The following is a 21,179-nucleotide window of genomic DNA, read 5'->3' as shown; positions in this document are numbered from 1 at the left end:
TGTTTGAAATCGTAGGGCAACGCGGACTGAGCGTTCGCTGTCGTTGAAGCGAGCTGCGACGCTATCTCCATCACATCGCGCAGCCGACGATGGGCGGGCCCGATTATGCAGCATTGGAAGCACCTTGCATCCCGCAGTTGAGTCGCTGAACGGCGCATTGTGGCCGAGGCCGTCGGCAGTGGCCGATCCAGAGTGTGTGGAAACTCCATTTTTCCACTGGGCGGTTGGTTACTGGTCAGATCGATCGAGTTTAATACGGCGAGTTTGCACTAATCGAACATCGCGAGCACAACAAAGCCGCTCGGGGCTTTAGCTTGCGGCCATCTTCATGGCATTCCACGTCCCCGCAACGCCCAGTATGTTCATCACCCGCTTCAGGCTATAGGCCAACACCTGAAGGCTCATCTCCGTACTGACTCGCCTGAGCGTCCGCGCTTGGTTTCGGTCAGGAGTTGGGGATGATTGACGCTACGCTGAAGATGGCCGGTATCGACACAGCGCGAGTCAACAGTAGACATGTGCCGAGCCGCCCGAGTTGAGCCGATCATCAACAGAAGGGGATAGATGCCGAATGTAGGCGCCGCAGTGATGAGGCTTGGGCGTATTGAGTGCAGAAGTGACGAAGCTCTGTAAACCGCCACAAGGTCGGTTGAAGCTCATTTGCGAGTCTTTGAGCCGCTAGCCGCCAGCACCCGGCCGACCGGGGAGGAAGTCGACGACGTAACGTGCACCGGGAGGTTGGGAGACCAGCGTCCCGCGACAGACCGGCGTCTCGAGCAGGTCGAACAATCGTGGTCGATGGTCCAAGCTATGGCGATAGAGTTTGATGAGCAGGATGGTCAAGCTTTGTTGCATCCGTCGGGATTACTCTCGTCTTCCATCAGCGCCTCACTGTTCTCCTAAATGGTTTTGGTCCTCGTCGCGCGCACATAGCGATGAGCATTTGCAGCAGTGCGGGCCTCCACAATCTTTGCTACCTCTTCGTCCATCACCGGAGTTAGCCGTTTGCTCAATGCCTTTAGGTCGATGGCCATAGGGCGCTCCCGTCGGATGTTCCTGACGCTTCCTGTAGATGAGTCTAGCGTTTTTTTCGAAGCAGACGCCTTGCCTTTAGCCGACGGAAGAGGCAGTCCACAATGTCGACTGCCTGTTGCACACGATTGTTATTCCAGATGCCCGGTCTGCGCAATCTGCGAAAGCGCTGCCTTCTGGTCTGCGTACCATCGCAGCAAGCATTCACGATCGTGACAATGTTGCTCCCGGTAGTTCCACTGCTGGCGAACGCGTTCCTTGAAGCCTGTCTGGTCGACGACAGCAGTCTTTGCCCTGACGAAAATGCTTGCCAGCGCCACATCATCCGACGCAAGTTCAGCGTCGCTGCAAATTAGATGCTCTGCATTCGACCTTGCTTTGGAGCAATCGAAACTAGTGTCCCGAGTTAAGAATTCATTGCCTTATTTGCGTGGTGTACTAACCTGGGTTGCAGGGTGTGCAAATAAGTGAGGCGATGATGAGAGGAAGACCGAAGGCGCCGCTGGTCTTGAATGAACCGGAACGCGAACAGCTCATGGCACTGACAATGCGGCGCAAGAGCGCACAGGCGCTGGCCTTGCGCGCACGCATTGTGCTGGCCTGCGCCGAGGGCATCGACAACAAGACGGTCGCGGCAAGACAGCGTGTCACCTCGCATACGGTTTCGAAGTGGCGTTCGCGATTTATCCAGCACCGCCTGGACGGGTTGCTCGATGCGCCGCGCCCGGGAGCCCCCAGGACGATCGAGGACGCGCAGGTGGAGGCGGTCGTCGCACGCACGCTCGAGTCCGTACCCAAAGGTGCGACTCACTGGAGCACGCGCACAATGGCCCGCGAAATGGGGATGTCGCAGACGGCCGTGACGCGGATCTGGCATGCCTTCGGATTGCAGCCGCATCGGCAGGAGACCTTCAAGCTCTCCACTGATCCATTCTTTGTTGACAAGGTGCGCGATATCGTCGGGCTGTACCTGGACCCGCCGCTGAAGGCCCTGGTGTTATGCGTAGACGAGAAGAGCCAGATTCAGGCGCTTGATCGCACCCAGCCCATGCTGCCACTGGCCCCCGGTCTTCCTGAGCGGCGCACGCATGACTACATGCGCCATGGCACGACCACCCTGTTTGCAGCACTGGACATCGCCACGGGCAAAATCATCGGCGAGCTGCATCGACGTCATCGCAGCAACGAATTTTTGCAGTTCCTGCGCACCATCGAGGCCAACGTGCGACCGCAACTGGATGTGCATCTGGTAATGGACAATTATGGGACGCACAAGACGTCCTCGATCAATGCCTGGATGGCGCGCCATCCGCGTTTTCATGTGCATTTCACCCCGACCTCTGCTTCATGGATCAACCAGGTCGAACGATGGTTTGCAACGCTCAGCGAAACATATATCCGCCGTGGTACTCATCGCTCCACCCGCCAACTCGAACAGGCTATTCGCCAATACATCGAGATCAACAATACGGATCCCAGACCTTTTAACTGGACCAAATCCGCCGACGACATCCTCGCCAGCGTCAAGCGATTTTGTCTGCGAATTTCTAACTCAGCACACTAGTCTTACTGTGTCACAAAATTCATTTGCAGCAAGGTGATACCTGGTAGTATTAAATAATACAGACTTTGGGCGATCGCGATGAGCGGAGATGTCGACGAATTTGACGCGTATCTGAATCATCTGGGGCAGGCGTTAGGACACGCCGATCGTCATGCCGGCCTCAAGGGCTATTGTTCGGGCCTGGTGTTGCCGCTGTCGCGCAAGAGCGTCGAGCCGATGGCCGCGCACATTGACCCACTTCACGCGAGTGCGAAGCACCAGTCACTCCATCACTTTGTGGCCAAGGCAGAATGGTCTGACCCGGCGGTCCTGCAGCGGGTACGCGAATGGGTGATGCCAGCGTTAGACGCGCACGCTGCTGAAGAAAGCGGCTACTACTGGATCATTGACGACACCGGCTTTCCAAAGAAGGGACGTCATTCGGTCGGGGTGGCACGTCAGTACTGTGGACAACTCGGAAAGCAGGACAACTGCCAGGTTGCAGTGAGCCTGTCGATCGCGACGCAACGCGGCAGCCTGCCGATTGCCTGGCAGCTGTATGTCCCCAAGGAATGGATTGACGACCGGGAACGTGCCCGTCGTGCGGGCATTCCCGACGATCTGGCCTTCGAGACCAAGCCTCAGATTGCGCTGGCCCAGCTTCGCGAGGCTATAGCATCCGGCATTGCACCGGGCATCGTGCTGGCCGATGCTGGGTATGGCGACGAAACCGCTTTCCGGGAGGGCGTAACGGAACTGGGTTTGTTGTCCGCGGTAGGGATCCGGCCGGGCACCTCTGTGTGGGCACCCGGTACGGCGCCGCTTCCGCCCAAGCCCTGGAGCGGGCGCGGCAAGCCACCGACATTGTTGCGCCGTGCGCCCGGCCATAAACCGCTCGTGGTGAAGGAGCTAGCCATGCAATTACCCATGAACGCCTGGCAATCCGTAACCTGGCGCGAAGGCAGCAACGCAGCACTTTCCTCGCGCTTTGCCGCCGTACGGGTTCGTCCCGCACATCGCGACTATTGGCGAAGCACCGTTCGCGACGAAGAGTGGCTGCTTATTGAATGGCCTGATGGCGATCCGGAGCCGCTCAAATACTTTCTCACTACCGCGCCCGAGGAGGCGACACTTGAGCAGCTTGTGTTCGTGACCAAGATGCGCTGGCGCATCGAGCGCGACTATCAGGACCTGAAACAGGAGTTCGGGCTCGGTCATTATGAAGGGCGAGGCTGGCGTGGCTTTCACCACCACGCCACACTGAGTATCGCTGCGTACGGGTTTCTGATGGCTCAGCGACTCCGGATGCAATCAGATGGACGCGATAAAAAAAACTTCCTTGAACGCGCGCTGCCTGCCCTTCCCCCGGATTACATCCCCCGGGGCAGTCCAGCGCGCTCAACGCCACGTTCCTGATTCCATTACTACGTTGCGCATCCTGCTTGGACTAAGGCTCATGCAACGATGGCTCTCTTCCTGTACGGCAATAGAGCGCGCAACTAATTATGTGACACAGTAAGACTAGGGATGAGTGGCAGTCTTTCGAAGGTATGCGCCGTCGTGTGCGGGATAATTCGCCACTCAGCGTTCCGAAGCCTGGCGCGCCGGCTACGGCCGCCGTTTCTCGGGATCGCGGGCGAGTCTATGCCCTTTCGCCGGGCCTCAGAGCTTCATCGGAGCGCGCGGAAGACCTCGTCGTTCACGCCGAGGATGTAGACGTCGCGGCAAAGCTGAACCATCGCGTCGGCGGATGACCGCTTCACAATTCCTCCTATCACACTTCCACGTTGACCATCGGCGCGAGCAGCGTCGGGGGAGACGCTGCTGCCCAGACTGCGTTCACTGGTAGCTACAGAAGAGCCGCCGAGGCGGAAGGAGGACGCGTCAATCTGCGAAGCTCGTGCTCCATCCTGCCGCCGGGCCGCCGGAGTACGCGACTCCGTCGACCTTAAGACCCCGATCGTCGATCAGAGAGAGGATACCGCCGGCGTCGTTAATGAGGTCATTGGTCAGCGCGACTGTGAGCGGCTGGCCCGGTTCGATGGTTGTAGGGGGAATGGAAAACGAGGTTGTCGGTGTCACGACTGACCAGCCGGAGACGTCCAACGCTTCAGAGGACATGTTCGCGACCACCAGTTTCCCGGTGCCATCCGAAAGCCGATTGAGCGAAGTGAGTTCCGCCTTCGGCGAAGGCGTCGGCACAGGATTTCCGAGACCGCCGCCGGCGAAATCGTAGCGCGGCGCCTCGAACCTAGTGCTCCCATCGACCTTCTGCCCCTGCGAATCTGTTTGCCAGGACTGGGTCTGGAAAGCAAGGAAGATGACAGTGACACGATCGGTGTTGGTGCTCAAAAGAAAAATTGCTCCGTCGTGCCAAGGTCCATTTTCGTGGAGTCGCTCGTCGATGTCCGGCGGATCGCCTTGTGCCATATGGGTGTTGTCGATGCCAAACCGGGGAGTCTCACCGAAGACAGCATCGGTCTGGTGTGGCGAAGTGCGGAACTGGCTCCCGAAAATGACGATATCGTCGTTTTGATCTCGAGCGAGCGTAAGCAACGCCGAAAGACGGTGAACGAGATCGTCCCCGCCTCGGCTCTGGCTCGGCAGCACACGCATCTTCCGTGGATCGAACAGATTTCCCTTGATATAGTCAAGCGCTCCGTCTTCGTAGCTGCTGGTCTGGTTCTTGAGGCCAGGCTCGAGCCCGCGAATACGGTCAAGGACAAGCCTCATCGGCATGAAGCTTGTCCGGACAGCTGACCAAGTCGACAGTCCCTATTGCGTTACCCGCTCTTAGCGAATGGGCGTTGCAGCGTGAAATGCGGCTGTTGATTCCGCACCGACCTGAAGAGCCCCAGTGGGTCGTCGACGGAAGTTGAGCGTTCGGGCCGCGCGAGGCGCTGCTCGGGTCGGCCGCCAATTTCCGAGGTCGGCCAAAAACCGTCGGTCGACAGCGACACCTAGATGGTCAACAATTCCGTCACGCAGATAAGCTGCTGACAGCATCAAGAAGCGCGAAGCTTCTTCAGGTTCCCCGTTTCTCTCGAATTTTTCAAGCGTAGGTCTAAAGTGCCGCTGTCTTTTGCCGATAAATGTTTGGCGGGACCAATCTCCGATCGCCGGAAAATGACTGCAACGTCATCGTTCTGCATTGCTTCGATGCAGACATTTGGCGATGTCCGAGCATATTGAACAGACAACAACGCATAACAAGATGGCAATACTTGACCTGGTTAAGTGGGACGCGCAAAGCGACTCGTCGGTCGTGTGGAAATGCCCTTCACAGGAACTGTCCACGTGGACGCAACTCATAGTCAATGAATCGCAGGAGGCATTCCTGGTTCGGGGCGGCGTCTATGAAGGCCCGTTCGGCGCAGGCCGGCATACGCTCTCGACGGAAAACGTCCCCGTCATCCGGAGCCTGTTCGGACTTCCTTTCGGCGGCCGCAGCCCTTTCACTGCTGAGGTTTGGTACGTCAACAAGGCGACCAACCTCAACGTCAAGTGGGGTACGCCTGATCCGATCCAGCTTCAGGATCCGAAGTTCGGAATCATGGTTTCGGTCCGGTCGTTTGGCCAATACGGGATTCGCATCGAAAACAGCAAGCTGTTCCTGAACAAGATCGTCGGGACACTGCCGTCTTTCGGCGCCGAGGAAATCTCCCGCTATCTGAGCGGAGAGCTCATCAAGCGAATCAAGGGTGAGCTTGCGCGCGCGGTGAGCAACGAACGGCTGTCGATCCTTGAAGTGAACGCGAATATCGAAACCATCTCCGAGAAAGTGAGGCAATCGATGCTGCCTCACGCTCAGGAATACGGCGTCACGATTCCCCAGTTCAGCATCCATTCGATCAACGTGCCGGAGGACGATGCTGGCGTCACCAAACTCCGTGAGGCGCTGGCGAAACGCGCTGAAATGTCCATCCTGGGATTCGACTATCAACAGCAACGCAGCCTCGACATTCTGCAGGCGGCCGCGTCGAACGAAGGTACAGCGGGATCGCTGATGGGCGCAGGTCTGGGCGCCGGAATGGGCGTCAACATCGGCGGCGGCATGGGCAGGGAATTCGCGAAAATCGTTCCGTCGATGGAAACCGCGCAAGCACCCACGCAACCTCGCTTGTCGATGGAAGACAAGATCCGGCAAATCAAGGAGCTTTCCGAGTTGAAGAACGCGGGCATCCTCACTGACGAAGAGTTCGCTCAGCAAAAGTCATTGATCCTGGGGCCGTGACATGCGAGTTCTGCTGATGCTCGCAGGGGCGATCCTCGCGGCGAGTCTGGATGCCGCGCTGCTGCTGCTCCTGCCTGCCGCCTTGGTCACGACGGCGGTCGACGTGAATCTCGTGCTGCTCGGGCTTAGTGTGTTCTCACTGTTCGTCACGCCCGCATTGGTGCAGGCAAGAGCGAGCGACGCGAGCGCGATCGCATCGCTAGGTCCGCAATACGTCGCGGGCGGCCTGCTGATCGCGTGCGTCGTCGCATCGCTCTCGGCTGCCATCCACGGTCTTCCCACCGTTGCCTATGCGCTCGACGTACTGGCGTGCGGCGGCTTTTTGTGTGTGCAGCTTCTGATCCGCGTGAGTCAGAACAAGATCGACGCGGTGACGCGCAACGATCGGGATCGCGGCCTGAATCTGGCTCTGGTCAACCGCCTGTTCGATCTGCGCGACAGCCTAAACGACGAGTCGCTTCGCCAAGCAGTCGAGAAGATCGCCGACAAAGTGCGATACGGACCATCCCCCGCGCGCGAACTGAGTCACGGCGTCGATGCCGAACTGGAGGCGCTGCTCACGGGCTTTCCGAGCAATGGGAACGACCTTTCTTTCGCGCATGTATCAGTGCGCAAGCTAGACGAACTCGTAGGGCGTCGCGCCAGGCTGCTTCAGGATTTCAGGAGACGGTCGTGATATTGACGAGACTGCTGTTGTGGCAAATCGTCAAGTATCGGCGAGGACATATCGGCGCCGGTCTACGGGCGTCGGCTCAATGCATTTACACACCCTCGTGTTCGAAATACGCGTTTCAGGCAATCAGGCGTCATGGGTTGATGCGTGGGGGGAAATTGGCGGTTGGCCGTGTTTGTAGGTGTCGGCCATCACATTACGAGGGCGGTGCTGATCCAGTACCTAAAAAGAACCGGTAGAACGGAAAAAAATGGAATACGAATACAAGGTCACTAATTTCAAGGCTGAAGTCACGACGGCCGACGTCCGCAAGGGCAACGCGGGGCGCAAGGTCACGGCACAACTCGAAGTGCTACTCCAAGAGCACGCGCGGGACGGCTGGGAACTGCAAGGTCAGTACACGTTCGACGTGCAGGTCAAAGGCGGTTGCTTCGATGGGCTGTTAAAGGTCTTCAATCAGAACACTCAGGATGGCGACTTCAAGATCTATCAACTCGTCTTCCGCCGTCCGATGTGAGGCCGCAATGAACCCATTGACATGCAAACAATGTGGTGCGCCCGGCGCTTCTGCGGCACGCAAGTTCACCTGTGACTACTGTGGTGCGCTCAACGTCGATGAAGAGTTCTTCAAGACCCTGGCGAGAGATGTGGAAGCGACAACGGAAGATCGCGTCTATCAGGTCGGGCTGTCGCAATACCTCGCCAATGATTTCGTCGAAGCTGAGAAGAGCCTGACGTCTTGCGTGACGCAGCCCACGTCTTTCCCGGCCGACGCGTGGATATATCTCGCGCTTTGCAAGGCGTGTCAGCTGAAGCCTTCTAATTTCGACAAAAGTCTCGCGCTGGCGATTCAATATATCGAGCGCGCGTCGAAGCACGCTGGCGACTCCGAAAACGTCGTGTATTCGCGAGTCGTGCTAGGCAACCAGTTCCTCGAATCCGCGACGCGCGCGATGCAGTATTTCTTCTCGACTGCCAAGAAGAAATACGTCGCCTATGGCGAGAACCGCGATGCCGCTCAAAGCGCCTTCGAAGAAGCGGCTCGTGGCATCAAGGCCGTTCAGGACGTTTTCATTCTTCAGCCGACCGATGCAACGCTGCGCCTGTCGGTCGCCGGCCTGATGTTCGACTCCCTCATCCAGTTAGAAGGCATGGGTGTCGCCAAGTCGAAGACGCAAGCGTTCAAGGATTTCTTCGTGAACGTCGCCCGGACCACAACTGGCGAGGACTCGACGAGTTTCACGAAGTGGCTGGCCGCTCAACACAAGGACGTTCAGCGAATCTTCCGTAAAGCACAGGAGAGCGCCGAGGCCTCGTCTGGGGCGGATCACTCCGACGTGGCGACCGTTGCGGCGTCCGGCGGCCTGATGCAGACGTTCAAGAAGCCCAAGGTATGGGTTCCGGCGACGCTGGTCATGCTCCTTCTCATCGGTGTCGGAGCGACGGGCTCGAAGAACAAAAACGCCGGTTCGACGACCACTGCCGCAGCCGATTTGTCCGCTCCGGAGGCACCGGCCGCGCCGGTCGTTCAGGCGGTAGGACCTGCACCTCATCCCGTGGCGAGCCCGACAGAGCAGGCCAGCGAGAACGCCCAGACTGCCGATGCAACCGCCACGAGCACCAAGCCCGATGCAGCAAGCACAGAAAGCGCAGACGCAGGGCAGAATTCTAGCGTGACGGCTTCGACTGGCGACGCGCATGCGGTCTCGGAGAACTCGTCCGCCGTGCTGCCCGTTAGCTTCCAGGCTGGCGACGCGACCGCCACGGCAAGCGGTTTTGCCGTCAAAGCTCCTGCATCGGCGGCCGGCTTGCTCTCGCAGATGCTCGACGCCAGCACGAACGCGGTCAAAGTCGCGGATCTGAAGGGTCAGATCGAGGCGCTTGCCAAACCGGCGCGCGGCGATCGCAAGTTGGCGAGAACGACGAATGAACTGGGGCTGAAGGCGCTGCAAGCGGGTGATGCGGCGGCGGCTGCCGAGACGCTGGGAACGGCAGTGTCGGCGGACCCTTCGGACGTCGAGGTGAGAAACAACTTGGCTTTCGCGCTCTACAAGGCGAACGAGCTCGATCGTTCGGAATTCGAACTCGGGACGGTGCTCTCGCAGGCTCCGGGCCGGACGTCCGCGTGGGCGAATCTCGCGGATGTGTACGCGAAGAAGGGTCGGGCCGATCAGGCAACTGCCTCCTTCGTGTTGTCCTTTCAGTTCTCGTCGAATCGTGACAAGACGCTGACGTATCTCCGCGGCATCGCCGACAGTGATGAAGATTCGAGCATCAAGGTTGCGGCAGCGAGCGCGTTGAAGGTGCTCTCGCATCAGTAGTCAGTCGGTACGACGCCTTTCGAAAGCTGAGTTTGCTTTCGGGGGCGTCTTTACTTCGAGATGGGAACCATCGTTTCGCGCTGACACAAAGCCACCTCCTGGCTTTTGCCCGGCATTTTCGAGATGCGGCTGCGATTCTTGCTCTACGATTGAAGCGATTCGGCTTGCGGACGCAATCGTGAGCCTTCTCAACAACGGAAGCTAGGTGTGCGAAATCGCGCGCTTACGTAAAGCTGATCTCAACCGTATTCGAACGAAATCCGGATAGTCGCAAAAATAATCAAAGGTAGAAGCATGGGGATCATTAAAGGTTCGCTCAAGTTGGTGGGTAACGTAGTGACTCTGGGTGGCGTGTCGCGCTTGGAAGATGCGCAGACGGCTTACCAGGAAAGCTTCGACAGGTACCAGAATACGTACAAAAATGCCAAGTCGGTCGAATCCGAGATTCATGCGAATGTAAATGCCATCGGTATGGCGCTCAAAAAAGCCAAAAAGTCGCTGGACAAGGGTGAAGCCGTTCTGAACGGAACGCTGCGGGCCAAAACGAAATGGATTGGCAATATCGCGGCCACTACGTCTACATTGACACAAGTAGCCAAATTCCAAAAAGAGTACGGTTCTGTTTCGTCAATCGGCGCGGGCGTAGTCACGGGCAGTACGATGGCGATTGGTTCTTGGGCGCTCGTCTCTACGTTCGGCGCGGCTTCAACGGGGGCAGTCATCGCTGAGTTGTCGGGCGTCGCGGCAACGAATGCCACGCTTGCTTGGTTCGGCGGTGGCTCCTTGGCAGTGGGTGGCGCGGGCATGAGCGGAGGGGCAATCGTTTTAGGTGGTCTCGTCGCGATTCCACTTGTCATCGTTGCCGCCAAGGGCACGCATAAGAAAGCCAAAGAAATTGAGGAAGAGACAACAAAGGTAGAGGGGGCCACGGTAAAGCTGCGGGAGCTAATCGACTCCATGAACGAAGTGCTACCGGCGGTTCAGTCGAAAAATCGCGAAGCCGATCAAACGTGTGGAGCATTCGTAGGCGATATCGCATGCCTGCGAAAGATCATTCGTCCTTGGGGTATTTTTAGCCTTCTTAAGCAGAAAATCTACGGTTGGTTCGGCAAAAATCCGTTCTCTGAACAACAGCAAGTTGCCATCCTGAATCTCAACTCCACGATCTCGGTGTTTCTCACTTGGTTTCGGGGTAGCAACGCGGATTTGAGATCCTCCACGACTATAGGACTTCTCGCGAATTGAAGAACTCCTTGTGGTTGGGTTGAAGGCAACTCCACAGGTCTACGAAATCCACCAAACAAAACCGCCCGCAAGGGACTAGCTTGCTGGCGGTACGGGTACTGCACTGCGAATATGAAAGGGTTGGGGGTGTTCCATGCCCAGTAGTCGAGATTGGGGATATGTATATGCGCTGTCCTGTTGAATTAAGCAGTTATGCTTCAAGGAAGTACGGATGCAGATAAATAGTCGGCCCTGAACAATTCGTTTCTCGTGCCACCGGCATCACACCATCACGTCGGCGGCAATCCGGCGGTTGATCAGAGCGGCGAGAACGAAGGCGCAAAGAAGCCGCAGCTTCCGGAGGATCATCCGCAGGTTGTAGCCAGCGCCGCACAGCACCGCGTGCATCGCATCGCCGAGCGCGCCTTTGAGCCAGTTCCGATCGAGTTTTCCGTCCATCTTCATATGGCCAATGGCTGGCTCGATCGCGCTGCGCCGCCTGATCATCGCGCGTAGTGTGCGTGTTATGCCGCGCCGCAAACCCGGGTGGTACATCTTCACGCCGTCGATGGCGACGCCCTTGTAACCACGATCCACGATTACCACCTCGGGCTTCGTGTCACTCAGGATCTCGGCCTGTTCCAGCGCTTCAGCCAGCGTATGCCCGTCGTATGGATTGCCCGGCATCGAGCGCATGCCGACCACCAGCCCTTCCTTGTGTGTTGTCGTGATCGACACTTTCACGCCGAACTCGTAAGGGGTGCGTGCCTTACCCTTGGCCAGACACTCGACTTCCGGCGCGTGCAGCGCATACAGCTTGTTTTTGTCCTTCGGCTTTTGCGACAGGATGCGCTTCGTGCGAGCAACCAGATCCAGCAGCGCCGCATGACCGCTGCCGCCTACCTGGCCGGCCTGTCGTTCCACGTCACGCATGACGCGACCAACCCGGGAGCGCAGCGTGCGCAGTGCCTTTCTCATTCGTTTGAACTGCTTCGCGTGCGCGTAGCGGCCAATCTGCAATGCAAGCCGTGGTGCTTCGCGGTTGTAGTTCTGCCTGAGCTTCAGTCCGTGCCGCGCCGCGGCCTTCACAAGGTGTTCGCGACACCGCTCAAGCAATCGCGAGTCGGTTGGATGGGCAATCGCTTTCTCCATGACCGTGGTGTCGACGATCACCCGCTTCACGCTCGACGCCTTGATCACGCCGGCACGTCTGGCTGCGTCGATCGTCTCCGCCAGCAACTCCTCAACGCCGGCTTCGCTCAGGCGCTTCCTCCAGCGCGTCAGGCTCGACGGATCGATCGGCGGTTCGGTTTGCAAATAGGTTTCGCCGGTGAACACCTGCCAATACGGGTTCTCCACCCATTGCCAGACCACCTCTTCGTCGGACAGGTCGAACGCATGCTGCAGATACAGCAGTCCGGCAATGAGGCGCGGCGACGTCGCTGGCCGCCCCTTGCGCGACACGAAGCTTTCTCTCATCAATGCGTCCAGCCGCTCCCAGTTAATCGGCTCAGTCAGGCGTACCAACGGATGCTTCAGGTTGATCTGTTCTCGCAGCGGTTGCCGGAAGAAATCTCGCTCAGTTAAGGCGGCTTCGGACCCATCTGCACCTCGTCAGGATTTGCAGGATTCACGCATCAATATGCCAGGTCTCTGCAATTCCCACAACACCAGTTCTGCCCCAAAGCCATGCCATATAAGGCTCACCGGATTGTTCAGGCTCGACTAAATAGCGTTACCTATGAATGCTGGCATGAGATGGGACATGCCTTTGTATGTATCGCGCTGGGTGGCGACGTGCAGTGCGTTGAGCTTCTCGACAATCACGAATTTGGACGTGCCCGAGCGAGGTGCAATACAAATCCAAACATCAGGCAACGAGTCGCTTGTGGCGGATTCGCGGCCGAGTTCGTGCTGCTTCGAGACGGCGATATTGGGCCTCAGGATGAAAGAGAGATCACACAGGTTCTCTTTCGGAACGCTACCATCCATAGAGAAATGTATCATTCGCTCGCTTCCGGCACCGATTTTTCTGCCGTTCAAGACCGTGAGTTTATGAATTGTGCGATCAATTGGGGGGCGACAATGATTTCGTCCGGTGTGCCGACAATCATCTTGGCCGGTAGTGAGGAGTCGGAGGCGGCGTAGCCGCCGCAGACGACGAGCTGCCGGCGGCGCCGGGTCGGCGAGGTCTAGGATGGCTGACTGAATCTAAAAAGAGGCGGTCAGCCCATGTCTGGAACCCGCATCACCGACCAGCAGGTCCGCCTCTACATGAACAATCGCAAACATCATCCACAGAAGCTCGCTGCGGCGAAGTCAGGCATGAGCGAGCGCACGGCGCGACGCGTGGAACACGAGGCCGGACTACCGTCGCAGCAGCCCCGGCGCTACTGGCGTTCGCGCCCTGATCCGTTCGCCGATGTCTGGGAGAGCCAGGTGGTCCCGTTGCTACGCGCTGCGCCAAGGCTAAAGGCGATTACCCTGTTGCGCAAATTGCAGGAGGATCATCCAGATGCCTTTCCCGACAGCATGCGGCGCACGTTTGAGCGACATGTCAGCCAGTGGCGCGCGCTTGAAGGGCCAAACAAGGAAGTATTCTTCCCTCAAACGTATCAGCCCGTCGCGCGAGGCCTGTCGGACTTCACGCACATGGACAAGTTGTGCGTAACGATTGGTGGCATCCCGTTCAACCACATGCTGTATCACTTCGTGCTGGCGTTCTCGCGCTGGGAATACGCCAGCGTGGTCGATGGTGGTGAGAGCTTCCAGGCGCTCGCGACGGGGCTGCAGAACGCGCTGTGGCAGGCCGGCGGCTGCCCACGCGAGCACCGCTCCGACAGCCTGTCGGCGGCGTTCAGAAACCTGCAGGAAGAGGAAGACTTCACGGTTCGCTATGCAGCACTGCTCGAACATTATGGAATGGAAGGCACGCGCAACAATCGTGGCATGGGTCATGAGAATGGCAGCGTTGAATCCTCGCATCGTTATCTGAAGGATCAGGTCGATCAGGCCCTCGAGTTGCGCGGTCACCGCGATTTCGCTGACCGGACCGCATATGACGAGTTCGTGCGCGGGGTGGGAATGCGCCGCAACCGGCGCAATGCTGCAGCGTTCCAGATCGAGCGCGAACACCTGCTGGATCTGCCCGGGCACCGGACCACCGACTTCGCCGAGGAAGAAGCTCGCGTGACACGCTGCGGCACATTCACCGTGCGTTGTGTCCTGTACAGCGCCCCGTCGCGGTTGATCGGTCATCGCCTGAAGGTACGCCTTTACAGTGACCGGCTTGATTGCTATCTGTCCGGCGCACTCGTACACAGCACGGCGAGAGCCACGCACACGAGCAAACGGCGCGGTCGCGGCATCGACTATCGGCACTTCATCGATTCGCTCAAACGCAAGCCGCAGGCGTTCAGGGGCCTCGCGTTCCGTGACGATCTGTTTCCGCGTGAAGCCTACCGACGGACCTGGGAGCGCCTGGAGGAGGCACTGACGCCGCGTAGCGCCTGCAAGACCATGGTGGGCCTGCTTGAGCTCGCCGGGCACCACGGCGTCGAGGCGCAACTGGCCGAGCGGCTCGATGCATTGCTCGAACTCGGTGAGCTGCCCGATTTGAAAGCGTTGTTCGATGAGTTCGCGCCGCGCCAGACCGAGTGTCCAGTGGTTGTCGTCGAGATGCCGTCCGCCGCGCTTTATGACACGTTGCTCGATGAGGAGGCGCCCGCATGAACACCGCCTACGATGCTGGTCGTATCGCACTTATGCTCAACGAACTGCGTCTGCCAACGATCGGCCGGTTGTGGCCGGACTTCGCAGAACGTTCGGACAAGGAAAGCTGGCAGGCGTCCCGGTTACTCGGTGCGTTGCTCGAACATGAACTCGCCGAGCGCGCCAAACGAAGAATCGAGCGTCATCGTGCCGAGTCACATCTGGATCCGACCAAGACGCTCGCCACCTTCGACTTCGGTGTTGTGCCTATGGTCTCGAAGGCGCATGTGATGGCGCTGGCCACCGGCGATTCGTGGCTTGAGAAAGGCGCCACGATTCTCCTGTTCGGGCCCCCCGGACACGAGACATAATGCACACCTCCGTATGTTATTGAAGATCAATGGATAATTGATTGGGATCCGCTGATTGCGGACCGCTCTCAGCCTGCCGCGCCAGATAAGCATCGACATCCGACTGGCGGATGATCCAGGGTGCACCGGGACATGCCTGTGACGCGGACAACCTTCGCACTCGAATAAGGCGGATGACGGTCGGTCCACTAACGCCCACGAGACCTGAGACTTCGGCGACGGTCAATTCACCGCGCTCCTGCCGCTCGCCCTCGCGATACGTTGCGATGTGGTGATGATTACGCAACGTGCAGACTCTCGCGGTCGTCCATGTGTGTCCTCTCGCCGTACGTTTGCCCAAACGGTTGATGACCGCTGCGATAGCCTGGTCCGGCAGCGTTCTTGCCAATGCTCGAACGATGTCTATGGTTTCGACATCCGTAGTCCAACGATGCTCACCTGTCTGGCTCTTCTCGAATACGATCTCGGTATGATCGCCACCTTGCCAATGCACGAGTGCGCGAATCGTGTCGTCCTTCTTTGTGACTACGATCTCCTTGATCACAATTCTCAGTATCCGTTTCTTGATCTCAACGGAGCTGCCCGGGTGATGCCATAGCCGGGGCAGGTCCTCGCCCAGTCGAAGAAGCTCGTCACGTGCGCCCGCACTCAGCGCCCTTGAAGACTGTTCGCGCAGGAAGTCGAGCTCGGTCTGCAGTTCAGCCTGTGTCTTCAACGTTTCATTCCAGCGTCGCTCGAGTTCCGCAGCAACCAGCCGATTCTCTGGATCAATGGCATCGTATTGCCGGCGCGCACGCGCAGCTTCATACCGGGCCTGTTCAAGCGCCAGCTCCTTGTGCCGTACACGTTCGTCCTGTTCTGTTCGCGCACGTTCAATAGCCTCGAGTGATGCACGAATCCCTAAGGGCTGCAGCTGTTGCAAAACTTCTTTAGAGACCCGATGGTCAACGCGAACCGCGCCGAATGAGATACAGCGCGGGCCTCCGTGATTGATCATGCTGCCCTGGCAGTTGTAGCGGGCGACGGTGCCTTTGGTACCCGAATAGGCAACGTGCAGTTTGCGCCCGCAGTGACCGCAACGTAGCAGTCCCGCCAGAAGCGAACTGCCGCGCTTGACGGCGCCGCGGACCATGTTGCCCTTCATGTTCGCGTTGTGGGTAATCAATTTGCGGTTCGCCTCGTACTCGTCCCAGCTAATGTAGCCCGCGTGATGCTCGATGATCAAGGCCTGCCAGTCCTCGCGCCGAAGGGGATTGCCTGCAAAGACCCGCTTGCGGCCATCCACGATGCGCGCGATGGTCCGGGTCTTGCCAAAGGCGTACGCACCACCATACGTCGGATTCGTCAGGATGTGCAGCAGGGTGTTATAGACCGGAAGCTTCCAGACAATGTTGCGCCCGTCCGGTCCATAGTTCACCGCTGGTAACTCGATGCGTTCCTGCCGAATCCATAAAAGCACCTGCCTGACGCTACCAAACTCGCGAAACTTCCGGAACGCCAGATCGAGCGCTTCGCGGATGCGTACGTCAGGGTCCTTCTCGATACGATTCCCCTGTGCACGCACGTAGCCGATTGGCACCGATGTGAACAGCTCGCCGCGTTTGGCCTTCTGGTCGAGAGCAGCTTGTGAGCGTTGGCGAAAGGTCGAGAGCTCCATCTCGGAGAGCGTGCCCTTCATGCCCAACAGCAGTCGATCATTAGGCTGTCGTGGATCGTAAATTCCGTCCTCGTCAATCAGCAGGCATCCTACGAGACGGCAGAATTCCAGCAGCGTGTGCCAGTCGCGCCCGTTGCGTGCGAGGCGGGACGCTTCGATACAGAATACGGCACCCACTTCGCCACTGCACAGCGCCACCAGCAGGCGCTCGAAGCCGGGGCGAAGGGTACCGGAGCCGGAGCGACCCAGGTCATCATCGATGACCGTCACATCTGGCCAGCCAAGTCCACGCGCGCGATCAGCCAGTCCGTACTGGCGTAACTGGCTCTCGCGATTGTGGCGGACCTGGTCCAGCGTTGACTGACGGACGTACACGTATGCGCGACGGGAAAGGTGCTCAGCGCCGATCTTGCTCATCATGCACCTCCGTTTCGATGACGTCGATCAACGCGAACATCAGCAGGGCCAGCTGCGTCACCAGCTCTGCTTGCATCTCCTCTGGCACCAGTGCTTCCCGTACAGCTTCCTCGAACAGGTCCTTCTGCCTCATCACTTGCCTGCGCATCGTCGCCTCCCTCACGTGTGGACAACGCAAAGGAAGATAACGCCGTGTCGACCAGGCGCAGGAGTTCGATAAGCACCGCATGTGGTAATTCTGGCTGGATGACGATAGACATACGAGCAGCATCCTCGTCTGCCATCCATGGCGGGAGATGAGCGCGAGTGCCATCGGGCTGTCTGACGATCAGATACGACTCGCCGCGATAGTTGTTCAATCCGACGACGACGATTCGCTCGCCGCAGCGAGGGTGAAATGGATATTGAATGACCGCATCATCGTAATGACGATGGGCAGTATGTTGCGGGTTCGCCCGGGGCGGGAAAAAGTCATCTTGGAAGTGCAATCGGACATGCCCTGATCGATGCCGGCTATCGTGTGTTGTTCACCCGGACCGGCGAAATCGTGCAGAAGCTCCAGGTTGCGCGTCAGAGTCTGCAACTGCCTTCAGCGCTCGCCAAACTCGACCGGTTCGACCTGATCATCCTGGACGATCTGTCGTATGTGAGAAAGGACCAAGCCGAAACCAGCGTGCTGTTCGAGTTGATAGCCGAACGATACGAGCGGAAAAGTCTTCTGATAACGGCCAACCAGCCGTTCTCGGGCTGGAACGACGTCTTCCCGGACCCCGGCATGACAGTGGCCGCTATCGACCGGCTCGTTCATCACTCGACGATCTTCGAGCTCAATGTCGAAAGCTATCGGCGCCGCACGGCCAGCGACAAACAGAAAGAGCGCCGCCGTCAATTACCCACTGACAACACGAACGGAGCGACAACCATGACCCCCTGACGCAGCGACAATCACCTCGGCCGACCGGCCAAGATGGTTGTCGGTAAACCGGACTTCCTGCTTGACGCTTTCCAATCAATAACGTGGCGTCAATCATTCGCCAATATAAGACGGCAATCGCCAACGCTGTAGACGAGCTTGAAAGAGGCGGCCGCGTAGGCGGCGAAAGAGTAAAGCAAATCATGAGTGAAATATAAGTCGTTGCTCAACCCGGACACGCGACATAAAGCTGCCGCTCAGCGGCGACTGTCGCGTGCCTGTTTGCGTGGCGTAGGCTCTTCTAGTATGAAATCCACAGGAACTTGTTAAGTACGGCGACACCATGGATCTAACAGCGCTAATAAGGTCGAAGGCGAGATCGTTCGAAGGCACGACTTCTCAACGTGGAATTGAGTCCATCATTCACCACATTGAGATCGCGGAGAGCCATTTTGAACGTAGCAAGGACCTCGGCGAACACTTGTTATACGGATGTGATTTATCGAACCAATCAGGCGTTCGAAGGCGCGCTCAAAGAGGCATACCGAGTGCTAACTGGAGCCGATCCTGTCAAGAAGAAGCCTTTTGACGTTGAGAGTTACTTTGAATCCGCTGGAATACTCAAAGAGCGAGTTCTGAGTCAGTTCAGAAACTATCGTACTGAGTGGCGAAATGCGTCCACACATGACTATCAGCTCTTTTTCTCGTCGCAAGAGGCGATGCTTGCAATCGTAAGTGTCTCAGCCTTCTTCGCAATTCTGCTCGATCAAATGCTTGAGAAGCACTTTTTCGAAGCGGAGAAAGAGCGCTTAAGCAAGATCGCCAGATCCATCTTTTCCGACGTTCCGAACTACCGTTCTATGGGGTTCATGCATCAATGCGTCGAATTGCTGACTCACTTCTCCACGCAGTTTCGGAGGGAAACACCGAAAGGAACAGTATTGTTAGAGCAAGAGTTACTTGGAAAGCTGTCGGGGTTCATTGCTGCCGCAGATGCAGATATTCGAATGTCCTTCGACAAGCCAATCCGGTATGGATCGAGTCAACTGCGTCTAGACCTTCTTCTGGAGAAAGGCGATGCATCAGTAGTTGTCGAGCTTAAACGGTCGCAGACAGATTGGGCTCGGCGCGCCCGCGAGGGTATTGAACAGATCAGGCATTACTTGATTGCCTGCAGCCTACACCAAGGGATAGTGTTCATTCCTGCCCTATCGCCGGACAAACAACAGGCGGTCAAAGAACATACCGTCGACGCACCACACGGGCAAATTCAAATCGCGGTGGTGCATCCCTCATAAGCCTCTCGTAAATTCATGAAGCGCCGCTCCAAAGCTAACTAGGGGTTCAACGCTGACGTCAACTTGGGCCACGCCTTCGTCACCTTCACGGCACAAGCCGGTATCCTCTGCACATCCTGCTCCAGTGCCGGTTACCCAAAGCGCGTGAGCGGCGGCTTTCGGGAGTCAACAAGGACCGCTTAGGGTCGGTTTGGTGCGTTCGCCGTCGGCCCGCGTTCGGCCAGGATCAGCCGTTCAACCTCGCTGATAGCGGCACGTTCGAACGTCGGCTGCCGTTCGGGTAGCGGACCTTCGCTGGTCGTTCTCTCAATGCCCAACATCAATACGGACTCGTTCTTTCATAGTCCTGTAACTGGGGCTATGCTCAAACATTGGCGAGCTAGACACGGGTGGGACAGCACAGTACCGGCTCATCGATGTCGCAAAAGAATTTAAAGCGAGATATTCGTGAGACATTATCTAACGTTCGTCACCGCGCTGGCTGCCGGGTCGTTCGTCGTCCCGACCTACGCCACCGACATTACTGGCGCCGGCAGCACTTTCGCGGCTCCCCTTTACAATACGTGGGCCGCCGGTTACCAGAAGTCCGGCGGAGGCAAGGTGAGCTACTACGGTGTAGGCTCATCGGATGGCCTCAAACAGATCGTTGCGAAAGAGGTCGACTTCGCGGGTTCGGACGCGCCACTTAGCGACGGCGAGCTGATGAAGGACGGGTTGTTGCAGTTCCCGACGGCGATCGGCGGCGTGGTGCCCGTCGTCAACCTTCCGGGCATCAAGGCGGGTGAGCTGATGCTGTCAGGTCCGTTGCTTGGAGAAATCTTCCTTGGCAAGATCAAATATTGGGATGATCCGGCTATCGCTCAGTTGAATCCGAAGATTAAATTACCTGACACCCCCATTGCAGTGGTGCGGCGTCAGGATGGTTCGGGCACAACCCTAATCTGGACGCACTACCTCGCGCAGGTTAGTCCAGAGTGGAAGCGCAAGGTGGGTGAAGGCACCAGCGTGCACTGGCCGCTTGGAATTGGCGGCAAGGGTAATGAGGGCGTGGCCACTTACGTCGGCTATCTTCCGGGCGCCATAGGCTATGTCGCATGGGATTTCACAAAGCAGAACCACATGACATACGCGGCCATGAGAAATGCGTCGGGCGCCGCTGTCGAGCCCAGTTCGCGAACCTTCAAAGCGGCTGCCGCCAGCACGGATTGGTCCAGATCACTCTATCAACTGCTGACCAACCAACTGGGTAAGGATGCGTGGCCGGTTATTGGCGCCACCTATGTGTTGTTGCATCCAACGCAGGACAAGCCAGGCCACAGCGACGAAACGCTGAAGTTTTTCGATTGGGCGTTCATAAACGGGGGCAGGGCTGCGGAAGACCTGGACTACATTCCACTGCCGGACTCGGTTGTGACGGAAATTCGCTCGCAATGGCGTACCAAAGCGAGCACTGATATCTTGCGCAAAGCCGTCGCCGGGCAATGACTCGATATTTTCGTGTCTGCCTGTTCAACCGTTGGGAGTGGAACAAGACAGCGTGCGACATTTTCGATGCGCCTGCACAAGGCCCGGCACAGGTTGTACAAGGATAGGGTGACCGTTGCGCCCTTGCCAGCCGCCGTTGACGGCTGCGGCATCCACGGACCGTCGCGGGTCGACCAGCGACGGACGCGGATCGAGGACCGCCAGTTTGGCATCGCCGGTTGGCACGAAGGAGCGTGAGTGCAGTTTCGCCATCGTAGGCACAGCAGCATGGTGGTCAAACCAGTCCAGCATTCCGGCGGT

At 58.1% G+C, this 21,179-nt stretch carries 18 protein-coding genes and 2 pseudogenes; 14 read left to right on the top strand and 6 right to left on the bottom strand.

The annotated features are described in order from the left end of the window. Positions 1-899: 899 nt before the first annotated feature. The gene (locus B0G80_RS47510; RefSeq protein ID WP_258879149.1) at positions 900-1,034 is read right to left on the bottom strand and encodes a hypothetical protein; all 135 of its coding nucleotides are present in this window, start codon (positions 1,032-1,034) and stop codon (positions 900-902) included. A gap of 473 nt (positions 1,035-1,507) precedes the next feature. Between B0G80_RS47510 and B0G80_RS35970 the strand changes: the two genes are divergently transcribed. Both B0G80_RS35970 and B0G80_RS35965 read left to right on the top strand, forming a co-directional pair. Beyond that, positions 1,508-2,596, top strand: a complete 1,089-nt coding sequence (locus B0G80_RS35970) for an IS630 family transposase (RefSeq protein ID WP_181920141.1) — start codon at positions 1,508-1,510, stop codon at positions 2,594-2,596. A gap of 78 nt (positions 2,597-2,674) precedes the next feature. Continuing rightward, positions 2,675-3,991, top strand: a complete 1,317-nt coding sequence (locus tag B0G80_RS35965; RefSeq protein ID WP_116122483.1) for an IS701 family transposase — start codon at positions 2,675-2,677, stop codon at positions 3,989-3,991. 468 nt (positions 3,992-4,459) lie between these two features. Here B0G80_RS35965 and B0G80_RS35960 read toward each other — a convergent pair whose 3' ends face one another. Further along, positions 4,460-5,314 (bottom strand): DUF2278 family protein, encoded by an 855-nt coding sequence (locus B0G80_RS35960; protein ID WP_116122482.1) that lies wholly within the window; start codon positions 5,312-5,314, stop codon positions 4,460-4,462. Between the two features lie 475 nt (positions 5,315-5,789). On the opposite strand from B0G80_RS35960, the gene B0G80_RS35955 reads away from it, so the two are divergent. From B0G80_RS35955 to B0G80_RS35930, 6 genes are all read left to right on the top strand, one after another. Then, entirely contained in the window at positions 5,790-6,809 is a 1,020-nt protein-coding gene (locus tag B0G80_RS35955) for an SPFH domain-containing protein (RefSeq protein WP_181920140.1), read from the top strand. Between the two features lies 1 nt (position 6,810). Further along, a complete protein-coding gene (locus B0G80_RS35950) occupies positions 6,811-7,485 on the top strand; it encodes a hypothetical protein (RefSeq protein ID WP_116122481.1) in 675 nt (224 codons plus the stop codon). Further along, positions 7,482-7,721 carry a membrane protein insertion efficiency factor YidD gene (gene yidD, locus B0G80_RS35945; protein WP_220377509.1) on the top strand — a complete coding sequence of 80 codons (240 nt, stop codon included), beginning with the start codon at positions 7,482-7,484 and terminating at the stop codon, positions 7,719-7,721. The genes B0G80_RS35950 and yidD overlap by 4 nt, the downstream gene beginning before the upstream one ends. 11 nt (positions 7,722-7,732) lie before the next feature. Next, complete coding sequence (locus tag B0G80_RS35940; protein WP_116122480.1) at positions 7,733-7,999, top strand: hypothetical protein; 267 nt, start codon at positions 7,733-7,735, stop codon at positions 7,997-7,999. Positions 8,000-8,006: 7 nt separating this feature from the next. Further along, a complete protein-coding gene (locus B0G80_RS35935) occupies positions 8,007-9,803 on the top strand; it encodes a tetratricopeptide repeat protein (RefSeq protein ID WP_181920139.1) in 1,797 nt (598 codons plus the stop codon). A gap of 294 nt (positions 9,804-10,097) precedes the next feature. Next, entirely contained in the window at positions 10,098-11,048 is a 951-nt protein-coding gene (locus B0G80_RS35930) for a hypothetical protein (protein WP_116122478.1), read from the top strand. Between the two features lie 261 nt (positions 11,049-11,309). On the opposite strand, the pseudogene B0G80_RS35925 reads toward B0G80_RS35930, so the two are convergent. Beyond that, positions 11,310-12,631, bottom strand: a pseudogene (locus B0G80_RS35925) (IS5 family transposase). Positions 12,632-12,752: 121 nt separating this feature from the next. Then, entirely contained in the window at positions 12,753-13,070 is a 318-nt protein-coding gene (locus B0G80_RS35920; protein ID WP_147309964.1) for a hypothetical protein, read from the bottom strand. 231 nt (positions 13,071-13,301) lie between these two features. Here B0G80_RS35920 and istA point away from each other — a divergent pair, with 231 nt between their 5' ends. Further along, entirely contained in the window at positions 13,302-14,759 is a 1,458-nt protein-coding gene (gene istA / locus B0G80_RS35915; protein WP_408969481.1) for an IS21 family transposase, read from the top strand. Next, on the top strand, positions 14,756-15,109 hold the full coding sequence (locus B0G80_RS35910; RefSeq protein ID WP_309568804.1) for an ATP-binding protein: 354 nt from the start codon (positions 14,756-14,758) through the stop codon (positions 15,107-15,109). Before istA ends, B0G80_RS35910 begins: the two co-directional genes overlap by 4 nt. Positions 15,110-15,125: 16 nt before the next feature. On the opposite strand, the gene B0G80_RS35905 is transcribed toward B0G80_RS35910, so the two are convergent. Both B0G80_RS35905 and B0G80_RS47505 read right to left on the bottom strand, forming a co-directional pair. Further along, the gene (locus B0G80_RS35905; protein WP_258879148.1) at positions 15,126-17,186 is read right to left on the bottom strand and encodes a recombinase family protein; all 2,061 of its coding nucleotides are present in this window, start codon (positions 17,184-17,186) and stop codon (positions 15,126-15,128) included. Beyond that, entirely contained in the window at positions 17,164-17,331 is a 168-nt protein-coding gene (locus B0G80_RS47505; RefSeq protein ID WP_181920138.1) for a hypothetical protein, read from the bottom strand. Before B0G80_RS47505 ends, B0G80_RS35905 begins: the two co-directional genes overlap by 23 nt. Before the next feature lie 148 nt (positions 17,332-17,479). Between B0G80_RS47505 and B0G80_RS47500 the strand changes: the two genes are divergently transcribed. The 4 genes and pseudogenes from B0G80_RS47500 to pstS all read left to right on the top strand — a co-directional run bounded on the left by B0G80_RS47500 (position 17,480) and on the right by pstS (position 20,879). After that, complete coding sequence (locus B0G80_RS47500; protein WP_116122473.1) at positions 17,480-17,686, top strand: hypothetical protein; 207 nt, start codon at positions 17,480-17,482, stop codon at positions 17,684-17,686. Further along, a pseudogene (locus tag B0G80_RS35895) lies at positions 17,632-18,117 on the top strand (ATP-binding protein); the annotation flags it as partial. The gene B0G80_RS47500 and the pseudogene B0G80_RS35895, both read left to right, overlap by 55 nt. Before the next feature lie 431 nt (positions 18,118-18,548). Continuing rightward, the gene (locus tag B0G80_RS35890) at positions 18,549-19,394 is read left to right on the top strand and encodes a hypothetical protein (protein ID WP_147309963.1); all 846 of its coding nucleotides are present in this window, start codon (positions 18,549-18,551) and stop codon (positions 19,392-19,394) included. Between the two features lie 447 nt (positions 19,395-19,841). Beyond that, positions 19,842-20,879, top strand: a complete 1,038-nt coding sequence (pstS, locus tag B0G80_RS35885; protein WP_116122471.1) for a phosphate ABC transporter substrate-binding protein PstS — start codon at positions 19,842-19,844, stop codon at positions 20,877-20,879. Positions 20,880-21,179 lie beyond the last annotated feature (300 nt).

It is taken from the genome of Paraburkholderia sp. BL6669N2, from assembly GCF_003387275.1.
Taxonomy (GTDB): domain Bacteria; phylum Pseudomonadota; class Gammaproteobacteria; order Burkholderiales; family Burkholderiaceae; genus Paraburkholderia.
Note: the sequence above shows the minus strand (reverse complement) of the source record. Positions and strands in the feature narration are given on the sequence as shown.

Bases quoted from the DNA above. Each gene is read 5' to 3' on its own strand.
- B0G80_RS47510 (WP_258879149.1), bottom strand. From the start codon at position 1,034: ATGGCCATCGACCTAAAGGCATTGAGCAAACGGCTAACTCCGGTGATG.
- B0G80_RS35970 (WP_181920141.1), top strand. From the start codon at position 1,508: ATGATGAGAGGAAGACCGAAGGCGCCGCTGGTCTTGAATGAACCGGAA.
- B0G80_RS35965 (WP_116122483.1), top strand. From the start codon at position 2,675: ATGAGCGGAGATGTCGACGAATTTGACGCGTATCTGAATCATCTGGGG.
- B0G80_RS35960 (WP_116122482.1), bottom strand. From the start codon at position 5,314: ATGCCGATGAGGCTTGTCCTTGACCGTATTCGCGGGCTCGAGCCTGGC.
- B0G80_RS35955 (WP_181920140.1), top strand. From the start codon at position 5,790: ATGGCAATACTTGACCTGGTTAAGTGGGACGCGCAAAGCGACTCGTCG.
- B0G80_RS35950 (WP_116122481.1), top strand. From the start codon at position 6,811: ATGCGAGTTCTGCTGATGCTCGCAGGGGCGATCCTCGCGGCGAGTCTG.
- B0G80_RS35940 (WP_116122480.1), top strand. From the start codon at position 7,733: ATGGAATACGAATACAAGGTCACTAATTTCAAGGCTGAAGTCACGACG.
- B0G80_RS35935 (WP_181920139.1), top strand. From the start codon at position 8,007: ATGAACCCATTGACATGCAAACAATGTGGTGCGCCCGGCGCTTCTGCG.
- B0G80_RS35930 (WP_116122478.1), top strand. From the start codon at position 10,098: ATGGGGATCATTAAAGGTTCGCTCAAGTTGGTGGGTAACGTAGTGACT.
- istA (WP_408969481.1), top strand. From the start codon at position 13,302: ATGAACAATCGCAAACATCATCCACAGAAGCTCGCTGCGGCGAAGTCA.
- B0G80_RS35910 (WP_309568804.1), top strand. From the start codon at position 14,756: ATGAACACCGCCTACGATGCTGGTCGTATCGCACTTATGCTCAACGAA.
- B0G80_RS35905 (WP_258879148.1), bottom strand. From the start codon at position 17,186: ATGATGAGCAAGATCGGCGCTGAGCACCTTTCCCGTCGCGCATACGTG.
- B0G80_RS47505 (WP_181920138.1), bottom strand. From the start codon at position 17,331: ATGCGCAGGCAAGTGATGAGGCAGAAGGACCTGTTCGAGGAAGCTGTA.
- B0G80_RS47500 (WP_116122473.1), top strand. From the start codon at position 17,480: ATGAGCGCGAGTGCCATCGGGCTGTCTGACGATCAGATACGACTCGCC.